At 62.2% G+C, this 19,502-nt stretch carries 19 protein-coding genes; 13 read left to right on the top strand and 6 right to left on the bottom strand.

Going from position 1 to position 19,502, the window contains the following annotated elements:
- The first annotated feature begins 2 nt into the window (after positions 1 to 2).
- The 13 genes from cybH (at position 3) to hypE (ending at position 10,011) form a co-directional block, all read left to right on the top strand.
- The gene (cybH, locus tag ACOYQJ_RS16860; protein ID WP_422907217.1) at positions 3 to 758 is read left to right on the top strand and encodes a Ni/Fe-hydrogenase, b-type cytochrome subunit; all 756 of its coding nucleotides are present in this window, start codon (positions 3 to 5) and stop codon (positions 756 to 758) included.
- A 271-nt stretch (positions 759 to 1,029) separates the two neighbouring features.
- Positions 1,030 to 1,638 (top strand): HyaD/HybD family hydrogenase maturation endopeptidase, encoded by a 609-nt coding sequence (locus ACOYQJ_RS16855; RefSeq protein WP_422907216.1) that lies wholly within the window; start codon positions 1,030 to 1,032, stop codon positions 1,636 to 1,638.
- A gap of 4 nt (positions 1,639 to 1,642) precedes the next feature.
- Positions 1,643 to 1,963 carry a HypC/HybG/HupF family hydrogenase formation chaperone gene (locus ACOYQJ_RS16850; RefSeq protein WP_422907215.1) on the top strand — a complete coding sequence of 107 codons (321 nt, stop codon included), beginning with the start codon at positions 1,643 to 1,645 and terminating at the stop codon, positions 1,961 to 1,963.
- Positions 1,960 to 2,340: a thioredoxin domain-containing protein gene (locus ACOYQJ_RS16845; RefSeq protein ID WP_422907214.1), complete on the top strand. Its 381-nt coding sequence runs from the start codon at positions 1,960 to 1,962 to the stop codon at positions 2,338 to 2,340. Before ACOYQJ_RS16850 ends, ACOYQJ_RS16845 begins: the two co-directional genes overlap by 4 nt.
- 13 nt (positions 2,341 to 2,353) lie before the next feature.
- Entirely contained in the window at positions 2,354 to 3,190 is an 837-nt protein-coding gene (locus ACOYQJ_RS16840; RefSeq protein ID WP_422907213.1) for a hydrogenase expression/formation protein, read from the top strand.
- Positions 3,187 to 4,020 carry a [NiFe]-hydrogenase assembly chaperone HybE gene (gene hybE, locus ACOYQJ_RS16835; protein ID WP_422907212.1) on the top strand — a complete coding sequence of 278 codons (834 nt, stop codon included), beginning with the start codon at positions 3,187 to 3,189 and terminating at the stop codon, positions 4,018 to 4,020. The genes ACOYQJ_RS16840 and hybE overlap by 4 nt, the downstream gene beginning before the upstream one ends.
- Complete coding sequence (locus tag ACOYQJ_RS16830) at positions 4,020 to 4,871, top strand: hydrogenase expression/formation protein HupK (protein WP_422907211.1); 852 nt, start codon at positions 4,020 to 4,022, stop codon at positions 4,869 to 4,871. Before hybE ends, ACOYQJ_RS16830 begins: the two co-directional genes overlap by 1 nt.
- A complete protein-coding gene (hypA, locus tag ACOYQJ_RS16825; protein WP_422907210.1) occupies positions 4,864 to 5,205 on the top strand; it encodes a hydrogenase maturation nickel metallochaperone HypA in 342 nt (113 codons plus the stop codon). Before ACOYQJ_RS16830 ends, hypA begins: the two co-directional genes overlap by 8 nt.
- On the top strand, positions 5,206 to 6,060 hold the full coding sequence (gene hypB, locus ACOYQJ_RS16820; RefSeq protein WP_422907209.1) for a hydrogenase nickel incorporation protein HypB: 855 nt from the start codon (positions 5,206 to 5,208) through the stop codon (positions 6,058 to 6,060).
- On the top strand, positions 6,060 to 7,544 hold the full coding sequence (locus ACOYQJ_RS16815) for a sigma-54-dependent transcriptional regulator (protein WP_422907208.1): 1,485 nt from the start codon (positions 6,060 to 6,062) through the stop codon (positions 7,542 to 7,544). Before hypB ends, ACOYQJ_RS16815 begins: the two co-directional genes overlap by 1 nt.
- Before the next feature lie 3 nt (positions 7,545 to 7,547).
- Positions 7,548 to 7,838, top strand: coding sequence for a HypC/HybG/HupF family hydrogenase formation chaperone (gene hypC / locus ACOYQJ_RS16810; RefSeq protein ID WP_422907207.1), 291 nt, complete (start codon positions 7,548 to 7,550; stop codon positions 7,836 to 7,838).
- Positions 7,835 to 8,983 (top strand): hydrogenase formation protein HypD, encoded by a 1,149-nt coding sequence (gene hypD / locus ACOYQJ_RS16805; protein ID WP_422907206.1) that lies wholly within the window; start codon positions 7,835 to 7,837, stop codon positions 8,981 to 8,983. The genes hypC and hypD overlap by 4 nt, the downstream gene beginning before the upstream one ends.
- On the top strand, positions 8,980 to 10,011 hold the full coding sequence (gene hypE, locus ACOYQJ_RS16800) for a hydrogenase expression/formation protein HypE (RefSeq protein WP_422907205.1): 1,032 nt from the start codon (positions 8,980 to 8,982) through the stop codon (positions 10,009 to 10,011). Before hypD ends, hypE begins: the two co-directional genes overlap by 4 nt.
- Before the next feature lie 37 nt (positions 10,012 to 10,048).
- Here the strand turns inward: hypE and ACOYQJ_RS16795 are convergent, their stop codons facing one another.
- The 6 genes from ACOYQJ_RS16795 to ACOYQJ_RS16770 are packed head-to-tail and all read right to left on the bottom strand — an operon-like array spanning position 10,049 to position 19,501.
- Positions 10,049 to 11,689 carry an AMP-binding protein gene (locus tag ACOYQJ_RS16795; RefSeq protein ID WP_422907204.1) on the bottom strand — a complete coding sequence of 547 codons (1,641 nt, stop codon included), beginning with the start codon at positions 11,687 to 11,689 and terminating at the stop codon, positions 10,049 to 10,051.
- A gap of 6 nt (positions 11,690 to 11,695) precedes the next feature.
- Positions 11,696 to 12,931: a beta-ketoacyl-[acyl-carrier-protein] synthase family protein gene (locus ACOYQJ_RS16790; protein WP_422907203.1), complete on the bottom strand. Its 1,236-nt coding sequence runs from the start codon at positions 12,929 to 12,931 to the stop codon at positions 11,696 to 11,698.
- Complete coding sequence (locus ACOYQJ_RS16785) at positions 12,928 to 13,209, bottom strand: hypothetical protein (RefSeq protein ID WP_422907202.1); 282 nt, start codon at positions 13,207 to 13,209, stop codon at positions 12,928 to 12,930. Before ACOYQJ_RS16785 ends, ACOYQJ_RS16790 begins: the two co-directional genes overlap by 4 nt.
- A 21-nt stretch (positions 13,210 to 13,230) precedes the next feature.
- A complete protein-coding gene (locus ACOYQJ_RS16780; RefSeq protein WP_422907201.1) occupies positions 13,231 to 14,667 on the bottom strand; it encodes a hypothetical protein in 1,437 nt (478 codons plus the stop codon).
- A complete protein-coding gene (locus tag ACOYQJ_RS16775) occupies positions 14,667 to 18,515 on the bottom strand; it encodes a hypothetical protein (RefSeq protein ID WP_422907200.1) in 3,849 nt (1,282 codons plus the stop codon). Before ACOYQJ_RS16775 ends, ACOYQJ_RS16780 begins: the two co-directional genes overlap by 1 nt.
- Positions 18,512 to 19,501, bottom strand: coding sequence for a hypothetical protein (locus ACOYQJ_RS16770; protein WP_422907199.1), 990 nt, complete (start codon positions 19,499 to 19,501; stop codon positions 18,512 to 18,514). Before ACOYQJ_RS16770 ends, ACOYQJ_RS16775 begins: the two co-directional genes overlap by 4 nt.
- Position 19,502 lies beyond the last annotated feature (1 nt).

The following is a 19,502-nucleotide window of genomic DNA, read 5'->3' as shown; positions in this document are numbered from 1 at the left end:
TCATGAAAGACGCAGAGATAGAACCCCCGATGGCGCTGTCAGGCGCCCATGCCGATGCCGAGGATCTTGCCTCGGCATCGCGCCAGACCAGCGTCTATGTCTACGAGGCGCCGGTGCGGATCTGGCACTGGATCAACGCGGCGGCCATCCTCGTGTTGTGTGTGACGGGCTATTTCATCGGCTCGCCGCCGCCGTCGATGCAGATCGCCGAACCTGTGTACCAGTTCGTCTTTGGCTACATCCGTTTCGCCCATTTCGCGGCGGGCTGGATACTGACCGTGGGGTTTGCCGGGCGCATCTACTGGGCGATCTTTGGCAACCATCATGCGCGGCAGATGTTCCTTTTGCCGATCTTCAGCGGAAAGTGGTGGTCCGAGGTGATGGACGAAGTGAAGTGGTATCTTTTCATCGCCAAGGAACCCAAGAAATATGTTGGCCATAACCCTTTGGCGCAACTGGCAATGTTCTGCTTCATCACGCTGGGAGTGACCTTCATGATCTTCACCGGGCTTGCGCTTTATTCCGAAGGGCTGGGGCGGGACAGTGTTCTGCAATCGCTGTTCGGTTGGGTGCTGACGATCTTTGGCGACAACTCGATGTTGGTGCACACCTATCATCATCTCGGCATGTGGTGGATCGTGATCTTCATGATCATCCACATCTATGTCGCCATCCGCGAAGACATAATGTCCCGCCAATCCATCGTCTCGACGATGATCTCGGGGCATCGGACCTTCAAGGACGACCGCCCGGACTGACGCCGGACGAGTCGGGTTTGCGTGACGGGCGGGGATTTCCCCGCCCTTTTTTGAGCGCAGGGCTTTCGGTTTTTGAAAAAATTGGAAAGTAACCTTTCATAAGTCTGCTTGACGATATGCCCGAATTTCTCAATTTATACATCTAATTCAGAGTGTTGGTTGGAATTCTCCGGTCTTTCAAAAAATCTGGAGGCTAAGAAACAGGAAAGTTTATTGTCATCTGACAACAGGATGGAAAACATCCCCACCACATTCGCAAGGGAGGGCGAAGATGGCAGGCAAGGCATTAATCCTTGGGATCGGAAACGTGCTTTGGGCGGACGAGGGCTTTGGCGTTCGCTGCATCGAGCGGCTGGCCGAGACCCATCGTTTCGACGGTGACGTGACGCTGCTGGATGGCGGCACTCAGGGGCTTTACCTGCTGCCTTTCCTCGAAGAGGCGGAAATACTTCTGGTTTTTGACGCGGTGGATTACGGGCTGACGCCGGGCACGCTCAAGATTGTCGAAAACGACGAGGTGCCTGCCTTCATGGGCGCCAAGAAGATGAGCTTGCACCAGACGGGTTTTCAAGACGTGATCGCGACCGCGCAACTGATGGGCTATTGTCCGGAAACACTGATCCTGATCGGCTGCCAGCCCGAAGAGCTTGAAGATTACGGTGGCGGTTTGCGCGCCATCGTGGCGGCGCAGGTCGATCCGGCGATCGACGTGGCCCTGAGCAAGCTGGAGGCGCTGGGGGTCCACGCCAGCGCCGGACAAAGCGATGCCTCGTTGCTGGCCGATCCATCGATCCTGCGCGGCGCTTATGAACAGGGCCGACCCTCGGAACAAGAGGCCTGCCGCAGCGGCGATGCGCGTTTCTTTCCGGCGGCGGACTGACGCGATGTGCCTTGGCATTCCCATGCAGGTCATCGGCTGTGACGGCATCGCAGCACAGGCCCGCGAGGGCGAGCATATTCACCTCATCGACATGTCTTTGACCGGCCCGCAACCGCCCGGCACGTGGATCCTGACCTTCCTTGGCGCCGCGCGCGAGGTTCTCGACCCCGATCAGGCCGACAAGATCACCCGCGCCCTTGGCGGGCTTCGGGCGCTGATGGAGGGGCAGGGGCTGGGCGATGCCTTTGCCGATCTCGATGACGCGGCGCCGCAATTGCCGCCCCATTTGCAGGCCGCTTTGAACAACGGAAAGACAACCGCATGACACATCCTTTGATCGACCGGTTAACCGCCGAAATGGGCTGGCCCCGATTGGACAGCCAAGACGCGCTAAAGGCCTTTGTCGCGGGGCCCGGCGCCCATGCGCTGTTTGTGCCGGGCGATCCCAAACGCAACCTCGAAAGCGCCGATGTCGCGGTGATCCTGCCCGAGCTGAAACAGGCCTTTCAGGGCCGGTTCGACTGCGCCGTCGTCACCGAAGCGATTGAGACCCGATTGCGCGAGGACACCGGCGTGTTGAAAACCCCCAGTCTGATTTTCTTCAAGGATGGGGCGTTTCTGGCGGGCATCCCCAAGGTGCGCGACTGGGACGATTACATGCTGCGCATCGCGCAAATCCTCGCGCTGCCTGTCGCCGCCTGAAAGGACCATAGCCATGTCGAATTTCGTTTTGCCGCCCGTTGGTTTCGGCCCCGGATCTCAGCCGCCAACCGACGATGGGGCGGAACTGGAATACATGCCCATGCCGCAAGACATGCGCACCTTTTCGCTTCACATCCCCGAGGTCCAGGGAGATCCTTCCTTGCAGCCCGCGTTCGACCTGTTGGCGCAGGTCGCCAAGGCCGCTGCGACCAGTGGGCTGGGCGCGGAAAACCGGCGCTTTGACCTTAGTGCGTTGGACAAGGCCAACCGCGCGTTGATGGCCGAAACGCTTGGCGAGGGCGAGGTTTCCATGCGCATCTACGGCATTCCGGCAATCGCCGTTCAGGAAAGCGTTTTTGCTGGCGTCTGGGTGCTGAAAGGCGCAGGGCAGGACGCGATCGAAGTTGGCCCGGTTCCACAGGCCGCACGCACCCGCGCGTTCGAGCCGCGCCGCCCGGCGCAAGGCACCGAAGCGCCGCGCCAACCCGGCGTGCTGAATGCACCGCCGATCCTTGTGGAATTGCAGGACAAATCCGCCAGCCAAAGGGAGGGACAGGACCCGCATGTGGTCAACTTGACGCTTCTGCCGCACACCGAACAGGATCTTGCCTGGCTCGATCTGGCACTCGGGCAGGGCAGCACGGAAATCCTGTCGCGCGGGTATGGCAATTGCCGGGTCAGCGCCACCGCGCTGGCGCATGTCTGGCGGGTGCAGTTCTTCAACTCGATGGACACGCTGATCCTTGACACCTTTGAAGTCACGACGATGCCCGAAGTCACGCTGGCCGCGCCGGAAGATCTGACAGACAGCGCTGCGCGCATCCTTGAGGTTCTGGAGGCCATAAGATGAGCGGTTTCGAGGGCTCCTATCTGGGATCAGACGCAAAGATCAGCCCGCTGGCGATCATGGAATGCAAGATATGCTGGACCTCCTACGATCCTGCGACGGGCGACGACACCCGCTCGGTCTTGCCGGGCACGGCCTTTAGCGATCTGCCCGGCGATTGGTCCTGCCCCAACTGCGACGCGCCTGCCGAGCAATTCCTGGTGTTGGAGGATCCGGGCGCGGCTTCCGTGATCGAAGCCGCGATCCTGAACCGCCGCACCAGCGCCCTTGTGGCGGATTTCACCGAAGTCTGGCACGCCAAGATGCGCGACGTGCCTTTGGTCAACAAGCTGCTGCATGTGCAGGCGGTCGGCTTTCGGCTGCACGAGGGGCGGCCCTTGGGCGTTCTTGTCTCTCCGTGGTTCATGAACCTGATCCTGCTGCCCGCCGAGGGGGAGGATTGGTCAGCTCTGGAGGCGGGCGCCAAAGAGGTGATCGGCTTTCCTTCGGGAGAGTACGAATTCCTGCAAAACTCGCGTGAGCAGACCGGAAGCTACAAGGCCTGTTCGCTGTTCTCGCCGATGGGTGAGTTCAAGACCCAAGCGCAGGCTGTCGAGGTTGCCGAGGCCGTCATGTCGGCACTGTTTCAGGAAGAACATCGGGCCGAAACCGACCGCGCCGCCGATATTCGTGCCGCGCGCGAAGTGGATCTTGCGCAAGCCGAAGCAGCCGAATCCTTGGTCACCGAGGGCATGGACTGTGCAGCAGCCGAGGCGGAACTGGCGCCCGATCTTGCCATCACACCGACCCGGCGTCAGGTGCTGACCGCGGGTCTTGCGGTGGACGAAGGCTGATGCTTGTTTCGGCCCTGCCTTTGACCGCCGTTGCGGCGCCGCCCTTGCCTGTGGCGCGGCTTGTGCAAGGGCGGCCGACAGCGGAGGTGGCCGAGCTGTTGCCACGGCTGTTCAACCTGTGCCGCGCGGCGCAAGGGGCCGCGATCCGCATGGCGCTGGGGGATGACTTTGATGCCGCCGACCTCCCGCGCGAGATTGCCCGCGATCACTTGATGCGGCTGGGGGTGATCCTGCCAGCGCGCCTTGGCCTCCATTCCCTGCCGATTTCCGATGGCGCCTCGGCGCTTTGGGCCGAGCGCTGCCCGCAAACCATGCCCGAACTGAGGGCGCTGATGGCTTCGGACACGGGTCTTGGGCCGGTTTTGCGCAGGCTTGCCCAGTGTTTTGCCCCGGGCGAGGCCTGCGCCGATCTGCCCCCAGTGACCGAATGGAACGCGCTGCGCGAAGGGGCGGTCGAGAATTCGCCAGCGGTGCGCCACCTTGGTCATCCTCTGTTGCTGGCGCTTGAGGCAGAGTACGGACGCGGCCCGCTGTGGCGGGTGTTTGCCCGGATGCTGGACCTTGATGCTTGCCTGCGCGCCGCTTTGCCGGCACCGCGCGGCATCGGCCCCGGCGCGGCCATGGTGCCTGCCGCCCGAGGAGTCTATGCCATCGCGGTCAGCACCATCGCGGGCCGCGTCTCCGACCTGACCCGCGTCACGCCGACCGATCACCTGATGGCGAAGGACGGCATCATGGCGCAAAGCCTTGCCACTCTGCGTGCCGAAAACCATAGCCTTGTGCCGCTGCTGGTCGATATCCTCGATCCGTGCTGTAAGATTGAGATCACGGGAGGGCCGGAACATGCATGAAATGTCGCTTTGTGAAGGCATCCGTCAGGTGATCGAACAGCAGGCGCAAGTGCAAAGCTTTGCCCGCGTCAAACGCATCCGGCTCGAGATTGGCCGATTTGCCGGGGTCGAAAAGCCCGCGATGGCGTTTGCGTTTGACGTGGTCATGCGCGGCAGCCTCGCAGAGGGCGCGGCACTTGTGATGATCGATCTGCCCGGACGGGCCATGTGCTACGACTGCATGCACGAGGTCGAGATCATGCAACGACTGGACCCATGCCCCGATTGCGGCGGCGGCAAGCTGATGCCCGTGGCGGGCGATGAAATGCGGATCAAAGATATGGAGGTGCAATAGATGTGCACGGTTTGCGGCTGCGGAACAGGGACTGTCGAAGGGCAGGGCCATCACCACAATCATCGGCATTCTCACGATCACGCTGATCATCGCCACCACGACCACCACCACCACCACCACCACTCACATGATCTGCACTTTGGTCATGGCCCCGCAGGCACCGAGGTCCCGGGGATGACTCAGGATCGCCTGATCGAGATCGAGACCGGCATCCTGAGCAAGAACGACCGCTATGCCCAGGCCAACCGCGCCGTGCTGGCGGGGCTGGAGGCCTTTGCGGTCAACCTTGTGTCGTCGCCCGGGTCGGGCAAGACGTCACTGCTGTGCAAGACGATCGAGCTGCTGGGTGACCAGCCTCTGGCGGTGATCGAGGGCGACCAGCAAACCGCCAATGACGCCGACCGCATCCGCGCCACCGGCGCCGCCGCCGTTCAAGTGAACACCGGCAAAGGCTGCCACCTTGACGCCCATATGGTCGGCCACGCGATGGAGCATCTCAGCCTGATGCCGCAAAGCCTTTTGTTCATCGAAAACGTCGGCAATCTGGTTTGCCCCGCCGCCTTCGATCTGGGCGAGGCGTGCAAGGTTGCCATCCTTTCGGTCACCGAAGGGGAGGATAAGCCGCTGAAATACCCTGACATGTTCACCGCAGCGCGTCTGGCGATCCTCAACAAGGTCGATCTGGCGGCCTATTGCGACGTGGATCTGGACCTTTACGAAGAAAACCTGCGCCGCGTGAACCCGGGGATCGAGATCCTGCGGGTCTCTGCGCGCACCGGCGAGGGCATGGCAAGTTGGGTCACTTGGTTGCGCGCCAATCTGGCCAAGGCGCGCCCCACCGAGGCGGCGGAATAATGGCGCACGCGCTGCCCAGCCTGCTTCTGGTCGATGACGAGCCGCATTCGCTTGCGGCCATGCGCATGGCCTTGGAGGATGACTTTGACATCCTCACGGCCCAAAGCGCGGATGAGGCCAGCGCCCTTATGGAAGAGCACTTTGTTCAAGTGATCTTTTGCGACCAACGGATGCCGGGGCGAACCGGGGTCGAATTCCTCTGCGAAGTGCGCGATCGCTGGCCTGATACGGTGCGCATCATCATCACCGGCTATACCGAAACCAACGATATGATCGCCGCGATCAACGATGCGGGCATCTATCAGTTTCTGACCAAGCCGTGGCACCCCGATCAGTTTCTGATGACCGCCAAAAACGCTGCCGATCTGTTCCGCCTGTCGCGCGATCACGACCGTATGTCTCTGGAAATGCGTTATCTTTCGCGCTCGGTCGAAAGCAAGCTGGAAACCCAGCGCAAGGCGCTGCGCGAGGGGCTGGGCTTTGAAAAGGTACTGCGCGCGCCCAATTCCCCGCTGAACGCGGTGATCGAGCAGGCCCGCCAGTTTGCCAGCTTTGATGTGCCGGTGCTGATCTGCGGCGAGGCCGGAACCGGCAAGGCTGCGATTGCGCGGGCGATGCACTATAGTTCGCTTCGGTCTGACCGACCCTTCTTTGAACTGTGCTGCACCAGTGTCGACGATGACCTGCTTGAGATCGAATTGTTCGGCGCCAAGCGCGGCGCGCTGGCCGGGGCGCAAACCAACAAGTTGGGCCTTTTGCAAAAGGCGGACAGGGGCACGCTGTTCATCAACGGGATTTCCGACCTCAGCCCGCGTCTGCAACTGGCCTTGATGCGCTTTGCCAAGACCGGCAGCTTTCGCCCGCTTGGCGCTCACGAAGTGCAGCGCAGCGATGTGCGGCTGATCACCGGCAGCAACCTCGATCTGCGTGAAGAGGTCTCCGGGGGGCGTTTCCGCGCAGATCTGTACTATGCCATTGGTCAGATCACGCTGGCCGTACCGCCCCTGCGCGAGCGACTTGGCGATCTGCCGATCCTCGCGCAAAGCCTTCTGTTCGACGCGGCCAACGCCCATGGCAAACCGGTGCAGGGCCTTTCGGACGACGTCTTGGAGTTTCTGGAAACCTACGACTGGCCCGGCAATCTGCGCGAGCTGGAAAATGAGATGGTCCGCATGCTGATCTTTTCTCAGGACCCCATTCTTGGCCCGGAGCTGATCAGCCGGCACATCCTGCAAGCCAGCCCCAATCCTGACGGTCCGGCCCCCGCTGTGGATGCCGTGTTGACCGGGTCGGGGACGCTGAAGGACCGGGTCGAGCATATCGAGATGCGGATTCTGCGTGAAACCCTGACCCGGCTGAAATGGAACAAAAGCCGTGCCGCCGCTGAACTGGGCCTGTCCCGTGTCGGACTGCGCGCCAAGATCGACCGCTACGGCATTGCCGAACCCGTACGGGCGGGTGCCAAGGATGAAAGGGAGGAGTGACCAATGTGCCTAGGAATACCCGGCCAGATCGTGGCCGTCATTGATGCGGCGCGCATGACGGCCGAAGCCGACGTTTCGGGCGTGCGCCGCGCGGTCAATGTCGCCTGCATCGCCGACGGTCCCCTGGAGGGGCTGATCGGCAAATGGGCGCTGATCCACGTCGGCTTTGCCATGGCAGTAATCGACGAGGACGAAGCCGCCGCCACACTCGAGGCGCTGCGCGGTCTGGGCGAGGCACAGGAAACCCTTGAGGCAATGGCCGCAGGCGACGCCGCATTGGTAGGCAGATTATGAAATACGCAGACGAATTTCGCGATCCCAAGGCCGCCAAGGCGCTGCTGGCACAAATCGCCGAGGTTGCAGATCAGATCGGGGCGACGGCAGCAAAGCCGGTGCATATCATGGAGATTTGCGGCGGCCATACCCATGCAATCTTTCGCTATGGCCTTGATAAACTGACCCATCCGGGGATCGAGTTCATCCACGGCCCCGGCTGCCCGGTGTGCGTTCTGCCGATGAGCCGCGTTGACGAATGCGTGGAACTGGCAGAACAGCCGGGGGTGATCTTTTGTACCTTTGGCGATGCCATGCGCGTCCCCGGAACCCGCAAATCCCTGCTTCAGGCCAAGGCCGATGGCTGCGACATCCGCATGGTCTATTCGCCTCTGGATGCGTTGGAGATTGCACGGCGCAACCCGGATAGGCAGGTGGTGTTCTTTGGGCTGGGGTTTGAGACCACGACGCCGTCAACCGCGCTGTCGATCCAGCAGGCGGCGCGCGAAGGGCTGGAAAATTTCAGTGTCTTTTGCAACCACATCACAGTGCCGCCCCCGATCAAGGCGCTGCTGGACGATCCGCATATGGTGCTCGAAGGCTTTGTCGGGCCGGGGCATGTGTCGATGGTGATCGGTATCCATCCCTATGATTTCATTGCGCAAGACTATGAAAAGCCCATCGTCGTCGCGGGCTTTGAGCCATTGGATCTGTTGCAATCGGTGCTGATGGTGCTGCGGCAGATCGCTGAAGGCCGCGCCGAAGTGGAAAACCAATACGCCCGCGTGGTGCCGGAACATGGCAACCCCGTCAGCATCGCCGCCATGGCTGACGTCTATGAAACCCGGCCCAGTTTTGAATGGCGCGGTCTGGGAGAGATTGACGCCTCGGGCCTGCGCATTCGCCGCAAATACGCCGCCTACGACGCCGAAGAAAAGTTCGGCATCGGTTATGCAGCAGGACCGCGTCATGTGAGCGAACCAGAAGGCTGCGCCTGCGGCGCGGTCATGACGGGCCGGATCAAACCCACCGGCTGCCCGCATTTCGGCACCGGCTGCACGCCGGAAATGCCCTTGGGCGCGCTCATGGTCAGTTCGGAAGGGGCCTGTGCGGCCTATTATCAATACGGCGGCGCCCGCGCGCCCGCAGCGGAGCCAGCGGAATGAACATGATGACGAAACCCGGCGAAATCGTCACCTTGGCCCACGGCGGCGGCGGCAAGGCGATGCGCGATTTGATCGAGGGGGTCTTTACCGCCGCCTTCCAACCCGATGCGATGGAGGATCAGGCGCGCCTGATGACCGCCGCCTTGCAGGAACCCGGGGCGCGTTTGGCATTCACCACCGACAGTTTCGTGGTGGACCCGGTCGAATTTCCCGGTGGGGACATCGGCAAGATCGCTGTCTGCGGCACGGTTAATGATCTGGCGGTTGGCGGTGCGACGCCGCTTTGGCTGTCGGCGGCCTTCATCATCGAAGAGGGAACCGAGATTGCCCTGCTGCGCCGCATCGTCGCCTCGATGCAGGCCGAGGCGGACAAGGCCGGGGTGCGCATCGTGACGGGTGACACCAAGGTGGTTGGGCGCGGCTCGGCGGACAAGGTCTTTGTCACCACCTCTGGGGTTGGGGTGATCCCGCCCGGGCGTGATCTGCGGGCCGAGACCATTCGGGCCGGAGACATGGCCATCGTCAATGGCGTGCTCGGCGATCACGGCGCCGCTATTCTGGCGGCGCGGGGGGAAATGGCGCTGACGGCGGATATACCTTCGGATTGTCAGGGGCTTGGCCATCTGATGGCTGCCGTTCTGCAGGCCGCGCCGGACACGCGCTGCGCCCGTGATGCGACACGCGGCGGCGTGGCCTCGGTGCTTAACGAGATAGCCGAAGCCGCCAGCCTTGCCATCGAGATCGAAGAAACGGCCTTGCCGATCCGCCCGGAGGTCAAAGGCCTGTGCGAGATCCTTGGCCTTGATCCGCTGTATCTTGCCAACGAAGGCACTCTGGTGCTGTTTGTCCCTGAAGATCAGGCCGAAGCAGCACTGGCCGCCATGCGGGCAATGCCGGAAGGGCGTGAGGCCACCATCATCGGTCGCGTCCGTGATGGGCAGGCCGGCCGTGTCACCATGCGAACGCCTTTTGGCGGAGCGCGCATCGTCGATATGCTGGTCGGGGATCAATTGCCGCGCATCTGCTGACAATCAGGCGGCAATCCTGGACGAGGCAGTACCTGTTTCAGGCATCTTCGGTGCTAAGCCGGAAAATCTCGCCTCGCAGCCATCGGGCTTTGATGACCCGAGTGCGTTTTTTCCCGCTCGAGGTCTTTTCGACCGTACCGCGCGGCACCGGAACGATGTCACTTGGTACAAAACCAAAGCGATCACGGGTCATTTGCCGGATGGCCGCGATCCGCTCGGTCGCTTGCTCCGGTGTCCAAGCGCTGCGGCTTTCGATCAGCAAAATCTGGCGCGACAGGTCTGCACCCTGTGCCTCGGTTCCAAAAAGCAGGGCGCGACCGGCGCCGACAAAGGACAGGGCTTCGATCTCATGCTCAATGTCCGCCGGGACGATATGGCGGCCTGCCACGGTCATGGTATCGTCCTTGCGGCCAACGAAATACACCTCGCCGTTGACGCGAAACCCCAGATCGCCGGTTCGCAGATAGCCCTGTCCAAGGGCCTTGTCCGTAGCGGCGGCGTCGCTTTCGTAGCCTTCCGTCAGGCAGGGGCCGGCCACGGTGATCTCGCCCAGTCGCCAGTCGGGCAATCGTCGCCCGCCGGGATCGCGGATCGCCAGATCGCAGCCGGAATTTGGCCGCCCGATGGTCACGAACTCCAAGCTGTTGGCAGAGGTCGGGCAAGGCGTGACAACGTCGCCCGCGATGCGAACATGTTGGCGCGGAACCGGGCCGGACAACGAACTGGTACAGCCAAGCGCATATTCCGCCATGCCATAGCCGGTGCGCAGCCCTTGCGGAGACAGGCCAAGCGGGCCAAGTCTGCGGCTCAGATCGTCCATAACGGCAGGGCTGATCTTTTCCGCAGCGATGTATAGAACAAGGCGCGACAGATCGCAGTCCTGCGGTGTCAGGCGCTTGGTGCCGCGCAGGGTGGCGGCAAGGACTGAGCTGGTGGAAAAACTCAGATCGCAGCGCTGGTCTGACAGGGCGCGGAACCAGCGGGCGGGATTGCGGACGTAATACTCGGGCGGGGCCAACAGCGCATCTGCGCCGCAGAAAAGCGGCAGCAACATACCGATGAACAGCCCCATATCGTGATAGATCGGCAACCATGACCCAACCGACTGCGGGACTGCGACAGGCCCCTCGGCCCGGTAGTTTTCGGACAGTTGCCGAAGCTGGGTCAGCACCATGTCATGACGCACCCGCACACCGCGAGGCCGCCCGGTGCTGCCCGAGGTGAACTGGATCAGCGCCAGATCGCGCAGCGCGCGGTCTGCCCTCGGAACGGCCTTGGCGTTGTTTCGGAGTAGCTGCTGGTATGACAGATCAAGCGTGCCGCCTGGCCAGTTGAATGTCACCTGCGGGGCGGTATGAACAATCGCCTTGGCCGCGCAAATCCTGATGACATCGGGCACCAGCCCCTTGCCAGATTGGTTGATCCGCTGCGGGCGCAAGGGCACCGCAACCGCGCCCAGATGCCAGATGGCCAGCAAGCATGTCACCGCAGCCGATCCGGTATCGAACAGCGTGATCACCCGGTCATCGGCTTTGACGCCCTGTTCCGCCAGACCAGCGGCCAGACGTTCGGACTGTGCCAGAAGGTCGGACAGCGGGTACTCACCACCCTCGGCCGGGAACCGCCACATTGGATCGCGAAAAGGTGTCGCGGCGATGATTTGCTGCAACGACCCCATCGCGGCTCAGACCTTGCGAACGGCAAGCGCGGCATTCACTCCGCCAAAGGCAAAGGACTGCGACAAAGCGGCAGAGAATTTCACATCGCGGGCGTCATTTGGCACGCAGTCGATGTCGCATTCCGGGTCTGAGTCCAGAAAGTTCACCGTCGGCGGGATAACCCCTTTTGACATCCCCATAAGCGTTGCGATCAATTCAAGCGCGCCAGCTGCGCCTAATGTGTGACCGATCTGGGACTTGGTCGAGGACATCATCAATTTGTCCGCGTGGGGGCCGAAGACCTCGCGCGCGACATTGGTTTCGACCACGTCATTGAGCAGGGTGCCGGTGCCATGCGCGTTGACATAGGCGATGGCGTCGGGCGGGATTTGGGCATCGCTGAGCGCTTGCCTGACCGCCCGGACCGGGCCGCGCTGGGTGGGTTGCACCGGGTCGCGCGCGTCCGAGGACATGCCAAAGCCTGCAATCTCGGCGATGATCTGCGCCCCGCGCGCCTGCGCCGAGGCCAGCGTTTCGATCACCAGAACGCCAGCGCCTTCGCCCAAGGCCAACCCGCTGCGCCCCGCCGAGAAGGGGCGGCAAGTGTCTGAAGCAACGATGCGTGCCGCATCAAAGCCCCTTATGGAGGAATAAAGCACGTTGGCCTCGGTACCGCCGGTCAGGGCGATCCCGGCATAGCCATGGCGCAGCATCATCGTCGCTTGCGCCACGGCGTGTGATCCCGCAGCGCAGCCAGTGGCGATGACCAGTCCGGGGCCAAAGATCTGATGTTCGATGGCAATCATCCCGACAGCGGCCTGATGGTTGATGCGCGGCACGGACATGGGGTGCGCGCGGGGGCGTTTCTTGCCGAACATCTGCTTTGCGGCATCCTCGCGCGATTGCTCGCCGCCACCGCCGCAGCCAAGTACGATGGCCGCATCGGTCAGTTGCTCGCCAGACAGACCGGCCTCGGCCAGCGCTTCGCGCGCAGCCAGTCGGGCATACTGCACGAAAGGCTCTGACATCAGCAGCTCACTGTCGGTGAAATGATCCCCGGGGATGTAATCGGCGACGGTCGCCGCCGGGCGGGTAATCTCGAGATCCTCGAAGGACCGGGTGGTCAGCTTGATGGCGGTTTTGCCGCCTGCGATCCCGTCCCAATAGGGCGCAAGGCCAAGGCCAAAGCCGGTGACGGCCCCCATGCCGGTGACCACAACCCGGTGCGTGCCATCGGGACGTCGCGGGTCAACGGCGCTCATGCGGCCTCTTTTCTTTTCAGCAGCATCAGAACGATGTCCACAAATTCAGCCGGGGTGTCGAAGACGTCCAGCCCCGCGTCCACGATGATGATGTCGTAAAGCTCTTCGACCTCGAAGATCACGGTGATCATTTCAATCGATGTCACGCTGAGCGTCGAAAAATCTGTATCAAGCTCAATGGTCACGTTCGCCAGAGCTGGGACAACCGTATTGATGCAGCCGCGAATGTCGCCCCAAACGGCGGTTGCATCGGGCTGGGACGAGGTCGGCGTGGTCATGCGGCAATCTCCGATGTTCTGTCAGGTGGTCGCGGGCTCTACGATCAGGTCGAATTCACTGGTGACGGCGGGCGTGTCTGTGCCCTGCACGGTCAAAACAAGGGTGGTCGAGGCCTCAGGTGCCTTGATGGTTGTCGTTCCGGTCTGTGTGTTCGTGTCAAGGTTGACAGGTTTGGAGGGCTGATCCAAGCCAATTGATAGCGCGGCCGAGGTGGCATTGCCCGTGGCATAGGTCAGCACCACATCCTGCCCCGGTGCCGCAGGTTGCGGCGAGGCCAGCAAGACCTGCACCTGCAACTGCGGCCCGTCGCCCAGATAGGCCTTAAGCGGCCCTTCGCCGGCGCCGGGGCCATAGGTTGTCAGCACTCTATTGTCGTTTGGGCCAGTGGTTTGCGGCCACCCCGGGGCCGGATTGGCGACCTCTGCGGGCAAAAAGGCTTGTTTGGTCATGTCGGTGTAGCGGAACCAGCGGATGCGCACCGGATCGAAATCGATGGTCACGCTGCTTGTCGATGGGCCGCCAAAGCCGGTTGCGGTCAGCATCAGCTCGACGGACGAGGCGTTGCCGGTCAGGTAAGACCCCGGTGTCAGGGTCATGCTGCCTGACCTGTCGACGATGATGGACTTGGTCGGGGTGACCAGCTTTGGATCGGAATCGGCGAATTCTGCGTCCCAAGTCAGGGTGACCGGGTCCGTGGTGCTGATGGGGCCTTTGGCATTGCTGGTGATCTGCGTCATCACGCTGCCGACAAAGGCCACGGTCACCGCCTGAGTGAACTGCCGGTCATCGGTGTAAAGCTGCAAGAGATAGCTTTGCGACGGGTCAGGAACGGCGATTTCAACGCTGTCGGTAAATGCCCCCGCGCCTTTGACATCGCGCCGGATGCTGCCGGGTTGCAGCACCACATAGCTGCCGCCAGAGACCACCCAGGTCAGGGTGGTTTCCTGACCCTTTGTGACGGTGACCGGGCTGGCATAAAAGCTTTGGATATCCAGCTTGGACGGGACCCGCTGGATGGTTTTCGTGACTGTGCCTTGGCTGACACTTTCCTGAATCACAAAAGGCGACGTGCCTTTCGCGGCGCTGACCAGAAGGTTTTGAAAAGTAAAGCTGACGCTGGCCAGCGCCTTCAGGGATGGCCCTGTCAAAACCACATAGGGCGGCTTCGCGGTCAGGTAGGGGGTGACCTGCCAGTTGCGGTCGGCAGTGGTGATGGTCAACCCGCCTGCCGCTGCGGTGATGTCTTCGGGATCGGGCCCAATGGGGACCATGACGTAAATCGTCTGCTGGCCGGTGCCGTCCTGGTTCTTGGGGTTGGTCACGGTCAGCGTCGGTGCCGCCATCGCGTTGGTGAATAGGATATCCGGGTCAAAACGATAATGATAGATAGGGTCAGGGTCCGTCCCGTCGGCGGCCGATTTGAGGATCCTGTTTGCCTGCTCTTGCGAGAGTTCCATCACTCGTCCCCCCTTTCGATAAAGTTCATCTCGGCCAAGGGGGCACTGGCGTCGCCCCCGACAGGTTTTTTCGGCACCAGCCCCAGCCAGCCTTCGCGCAGGGTGGGCACCCGGTTGGGCACGACGTTGCTGGGCTGCGCCGGTTGCAGGTTGGCGACCGTCTCCCAGGTGGTGATGCCTGTGCGGGCGATCCAGCTCCAATCGCCAGCGACATTGCCGGGCAGGGGCATCTGCACCTGCCGGGGATTGGTCAGGATCGGGCCGATGCGGAAAGTGGCCAGAAGCTGGTTCATCGCCGCCACCGATGCGGCGGGCAGAGAAACGGTTTCCACCGGCAACAGGCCCGACATGACAGGGATCACGCCGCGTGGGTCCATCAACACTGTCAGCTTTGCGGTGGCTCCGCCGGGTTTCAAAGCCACTGCAGGATCGGGGTTCAGATAGCCCGAGCTTGAAGGCACGTTCAGCGCCACTTGGTCAGGCAAGGCCAGAAGGGTGTCCGCCAGTTGGGCGCGGCCGGGCGCGCCCGCGGCCCGCCGCACGCCGCCCATCGAAGCCGAGTACCCGCGCAAAGGATTAAGCAGGTCGTAGTCGTCATTCAGAAAATACCCCAGTGCGCCATTGCCGGAAAAATGGATGTCACCGATATGCGTGGTCAGGGGCAGGTCCGGCAATCCGCCGGTGTTGTTCTTGCCAGTGTCGTCCCAGGCTTGGTTGACGGCTGGCGGGCCGGATTGTTCGAGGTTCATCTGCGCGCGCACCACTGCCACTGGTTGCCCGATCAACACCGCAAGATTGTCGTCCGCTGGCTGTTGCGTGGCGGCAGTGGCCCATAGGGTCACGTCGATCACGTCCAGCAGATCGTGCAGCGCGGCATCGCCACTGATCTCGGCCTGCGCCAGCAAGGCAGTCACGAAGCCGAGCAGATGTTTGTTGTCGATGGCAGGCGGCGCGCCCAGCGGCACGCTTGATCCCGGCGTGGGGTCCCAGCGAATACTGTGGCCTGCATCGGTGATGACCGGCAGCAACTCGCCCAGCGGCGTGCCGATCTGGTCAAAGACCAGCACCGAGTTGTCCAGATGGTTCGGCAAAAGCCACCCCACCACCGGGTTTGTCAGGTTCGCGGAGTTGGTTTCTATGGCATCATCCGTGGCATCCAGCAGATCCAGCCGGAGGCGGCTGGGCTGCTGCATGGCCGGGGCGATCTGGACATAGCGCCGGTTGTCGCCGCCGTCCCGGTCCGGCGTCACAACGGACTGTGCGCGCACCGGGAAAACCGTTTGGCCCGGATTGGTGGTGCGCAGGATCTGGCCAAAGACATCCACCAGCCAGACCTGATCCACGGTGAAATGCCCGGCCCTCAGCGGGTAAAAGCCCGGCGCGGCGCCATTGCCGGGCAACGGCACCAGCGATTGCGCCTGCCGCAGATAGCTGTCGAGGTCAGGATCGCTGGGATAGGTCAGCTGGGTCATCTGGTTGACCCTTTGCAACATGGTGCTGCCAAAGGCATCGACAGCGCCGGTGATCACGTCGAACTCGTCAATCATGCCAAAGGCGTCTTGCAGTTCCTTTTGCTGCGAGATTGGCAGTTTTTTGAAGTTCGGATCTTTGGTGGTGAACTCCTTCAGCTTTTGCGCCAGCCCTCCGGCGATCTGGGTGCCCAGCACCGTCCTGCCCAGAATGGTTTCGGCCTCGGCGCCAATGGTCGTGCCGGTCCATTCGAATTCGATGCCGGTCAGATCCCAGTCAGCCAACATGCCGGCTGCGTCTTGCGCGGACGGGTGCCATGTCACCTGCCAATCGATGAACAGCGGCGACCATGGCGGTGTCCACAGCAATACTGCGCGTTTCATCGGCGCCACCTTGTTGAAACCGACCGCGGCGCCCACCGTCTGTTCGGTGAAATCCGTCTTTGACGTGGCCGAGCCGGGGGCGGATTGCTGCGCCGCGATGGTCTTGGCCAAAGCCGCAAGCTGCGCCGGGTCCGGGTTTGCGATCCCAGCCTTGGCAAAGGCGATCTTGGCCAAAAGCGTGGCATTGGCGGTGTCGAACAGCAAAACCTCGATCAGGTAATCGTCAAATTCCTTGGGAATGCCTGCCGGTGCCTTGGGCAGATCGACGGCGCTGGCCAGATCATCCGCCGTGATGGTTTCCACTGATGCACCCGGCACCGCCACCGTCAGGGCCGATTCCGTCTGTCCGGTAAAGCGGCAGAACAGGGTGTCCTCCGGGCTTCCGTCATCGCCGGGGGCTAGAAAACGGGTGTCTTGTTTCGCACCAGCGATCATCAGGCTCGGGGCCGAAGGCGCGCGGAACCGCAGCGCCGCGCTGCTGGTCAACTCGAACGCGTTTCCCAGCGCCGTTGTCAGGGTCGCTTGGTTGGTGTCGCGGGCGGTTTGCTGCTTGGATTGCCGTGTTTTCAGATCGGACAGGGTGGCGCTGATCCGGATGATCGCCGCCTCGATTTGCTTGCGCCGTTTGTCGTCGCCGCCAAAGGGGTTGTCGGGTGTGCGGATCAGTTTGTAGACCAGCGCGAAGAACTCATCGGCATGGCCCGCGATGGCCTGCATGGTGGCGTCCAGCGCCGCCTGGCTTTTATTCAGCGCTGTCAGGGCTTTGGTCTGATCGGTGCTCAGGTTTACGGTCTGAACCGACTTGCCCCGGTTTGCTTCGGAATTGGCAGGGGGGGCGACCACCCATTGCGTGCCGCCGTCGATCTTGGGAAAGCGCGCGCCAAAGGTCTTTTCCTCGAAAATCGACGGGTCTTGCAGATAGTCAAAGGCCAGATCCTGTTGAACCGCCAAAAGCAGGTCTTCAAGTTCGGGCTGTTTCAGTTCGGATGACAGCCATGCGGCAATCGCCTCGAAGCCGGTGCCGCCGATGGCGACGGACAGGCTGTTCTGCCCGTCCAGAATGGGCGCGCGTGGATAGCGATTTTCCGGCCCTGTCCAGTTGATGCCGTAAACCATGCCGTGGCACAGCGATTGGCTGGCCAGGTCATCCTGAACCGCCGGGATGGCGATGGGGTTGGTGATCGGATGGGCTTTTTGCCAATCTTTCCATTCCTTTTGCGCATCGTCCAGCCCGCCAGCGCCGCCCAGACCGAACTGCAAGGCGCTTTGGATTTTCTGCCAGTCCGCTTGGTCGGTAAAGCCTTTGGGGGTGTCTTTTGTCACGCCCAAAACCGGGTCAAACGCGGGGTCGGAATACCAGCCCATGGCGGCAAAGGTGATCTGGCCCGCGTTGATGCCGGTCAACGGATCATGAAAGCACAGCACGTCGCGAGTGTTCTGGTAGCTGGCGACCCATGACACGCTGCCCGGCCCCATGGAAACGAGGATCGGCTCGGCGGGTCCGCTCGGGTTTGTCCACTTGCTCAAGTCAAAAGATTTGCCGATCCATGTGGCTTTGCCGGGACTGCCGGGATCGGGATAGCTGTTGGCGCCGTCCTGATCGTTCAGGTAATCCGATTGCAGAACCGTGGCGGTCAGAACCGGGGCAGTACCGGGGGTTGTCGTGACAAAGCGCAGGAACAACCAGCGGTTCGGGATGGCCGGAAACTTGACCGATCCATCGGGCAACTGCGTCCCGTTGCGAAACCCCGAAGGCAGCGTCACTTGCAGATGCGCGCCTGTCTCCGGCGGCGTCGATCTGGGCGCAAACGCCTTGGCTTCCGGATCACCAGCCGAAGCAAGCTGGCGGTAATCTATGCCCAGATCTGCCCAGTCGCCTGTCTGGTTGGGCTGGCCGATCAGCAGGCATTCCAGCGTGATTGGCACCAAAAGCCGGGGACCGGGCCAGAGCGGGTTGTCAAACCCTTGGGTCGAGACTGGGATTGGCGTGGTCATTGAGGTTTGCTCCCCGGGTCTGGGTCTGGGTCTGGGTCTGGGTCTGGGTCTGGTGGGGTGGGTGCCCCCCAATTGAAGCTCTGCAATCCGGCCGAGCGGACCATCTGCACGGCAAATTCCGCCGATGTGAAGGTTTCCTTCGGATCAAGGGCGTTTTGCGCGATCATCGCCGCCTTGAGATTTGCGGCGGTCTGGCTGACGTTCACCACGCCGGGATGGGCGGTGTCTTCGCGCATTGCCACTGGGGCCTCGACACTATCGATCTGAATGCCCGGTTCATGGGCGCCATAGCCGAGGCCGCGCAAAAAGCTGTAATAGCCCTGATTATTGGGGCGTATGCCGAAATGCAGGCTTTCGGGAGGTTGCAGGATATCGACCCGCTTGGGTTCGCCATCGAACAGGGCGATCAGGATGTTGTCCGACAGCCGGTCAAGCCGCAAAAGGGGCAGTTTCACAGAGGTGTCTTCGATCGCAGGATAGGCCGAGATTTCCATTCCCGGCCACCCTGCAACAGCCGAAGAACGGAGCAAGAACCCGGTGATCGGCCCGACAACGTCAGCGGTTTGCGCACAGGGTTTCCCGCGCATGCGCGCGCGCACCTCAGAGGTTTTCAGCAATGCCTGATCGACGATTTGTTCGATGGCGCCCATCATCTGCACGGTGTCCGCGCTGCTGGACAGGCCAATGCTGACCGCGCCTTCGACCAGTCGGTGCAACCAGTTCCCGTCGATATAGAAGAACCGGATAGATTCCTTCGGCAGCATCCGGGCATCCGGCACGAGGTATTCGAAGGGCACGCCATACAGCAGTGAGGCCTGCGCCAGCCAGTTGATCACAGAGTCAGGAAGCGGCACGGGCAATTCAGGCTGAGCCTCCGCCGTGGCGGTCAGCCGGGCGTTGCCCTTTTGCGCGTCAAGGATCGGGCCAGCGGCGATGCGCATCACATCCGTCAGGGGAACGCGCCGGGCTTTTCTGAGGTCGGTCATG

It is taken from the genome of Pacificoceanicola algae (genome assembly GCF_049341065.1).
In the GTDB taxonomy this organism is placed as follows: domain Bacteria; phylum Pseudomonadota; class Alphaproteobacteria; order Rhodobacterales; family Rhodobacteraceae; genus Pacificoceanicola.
The sequence above is the reverse complement of the archived record's forward strand: the minus strand, read 5'-3'. Positions and strand labels throughout refer to the sequence as shown.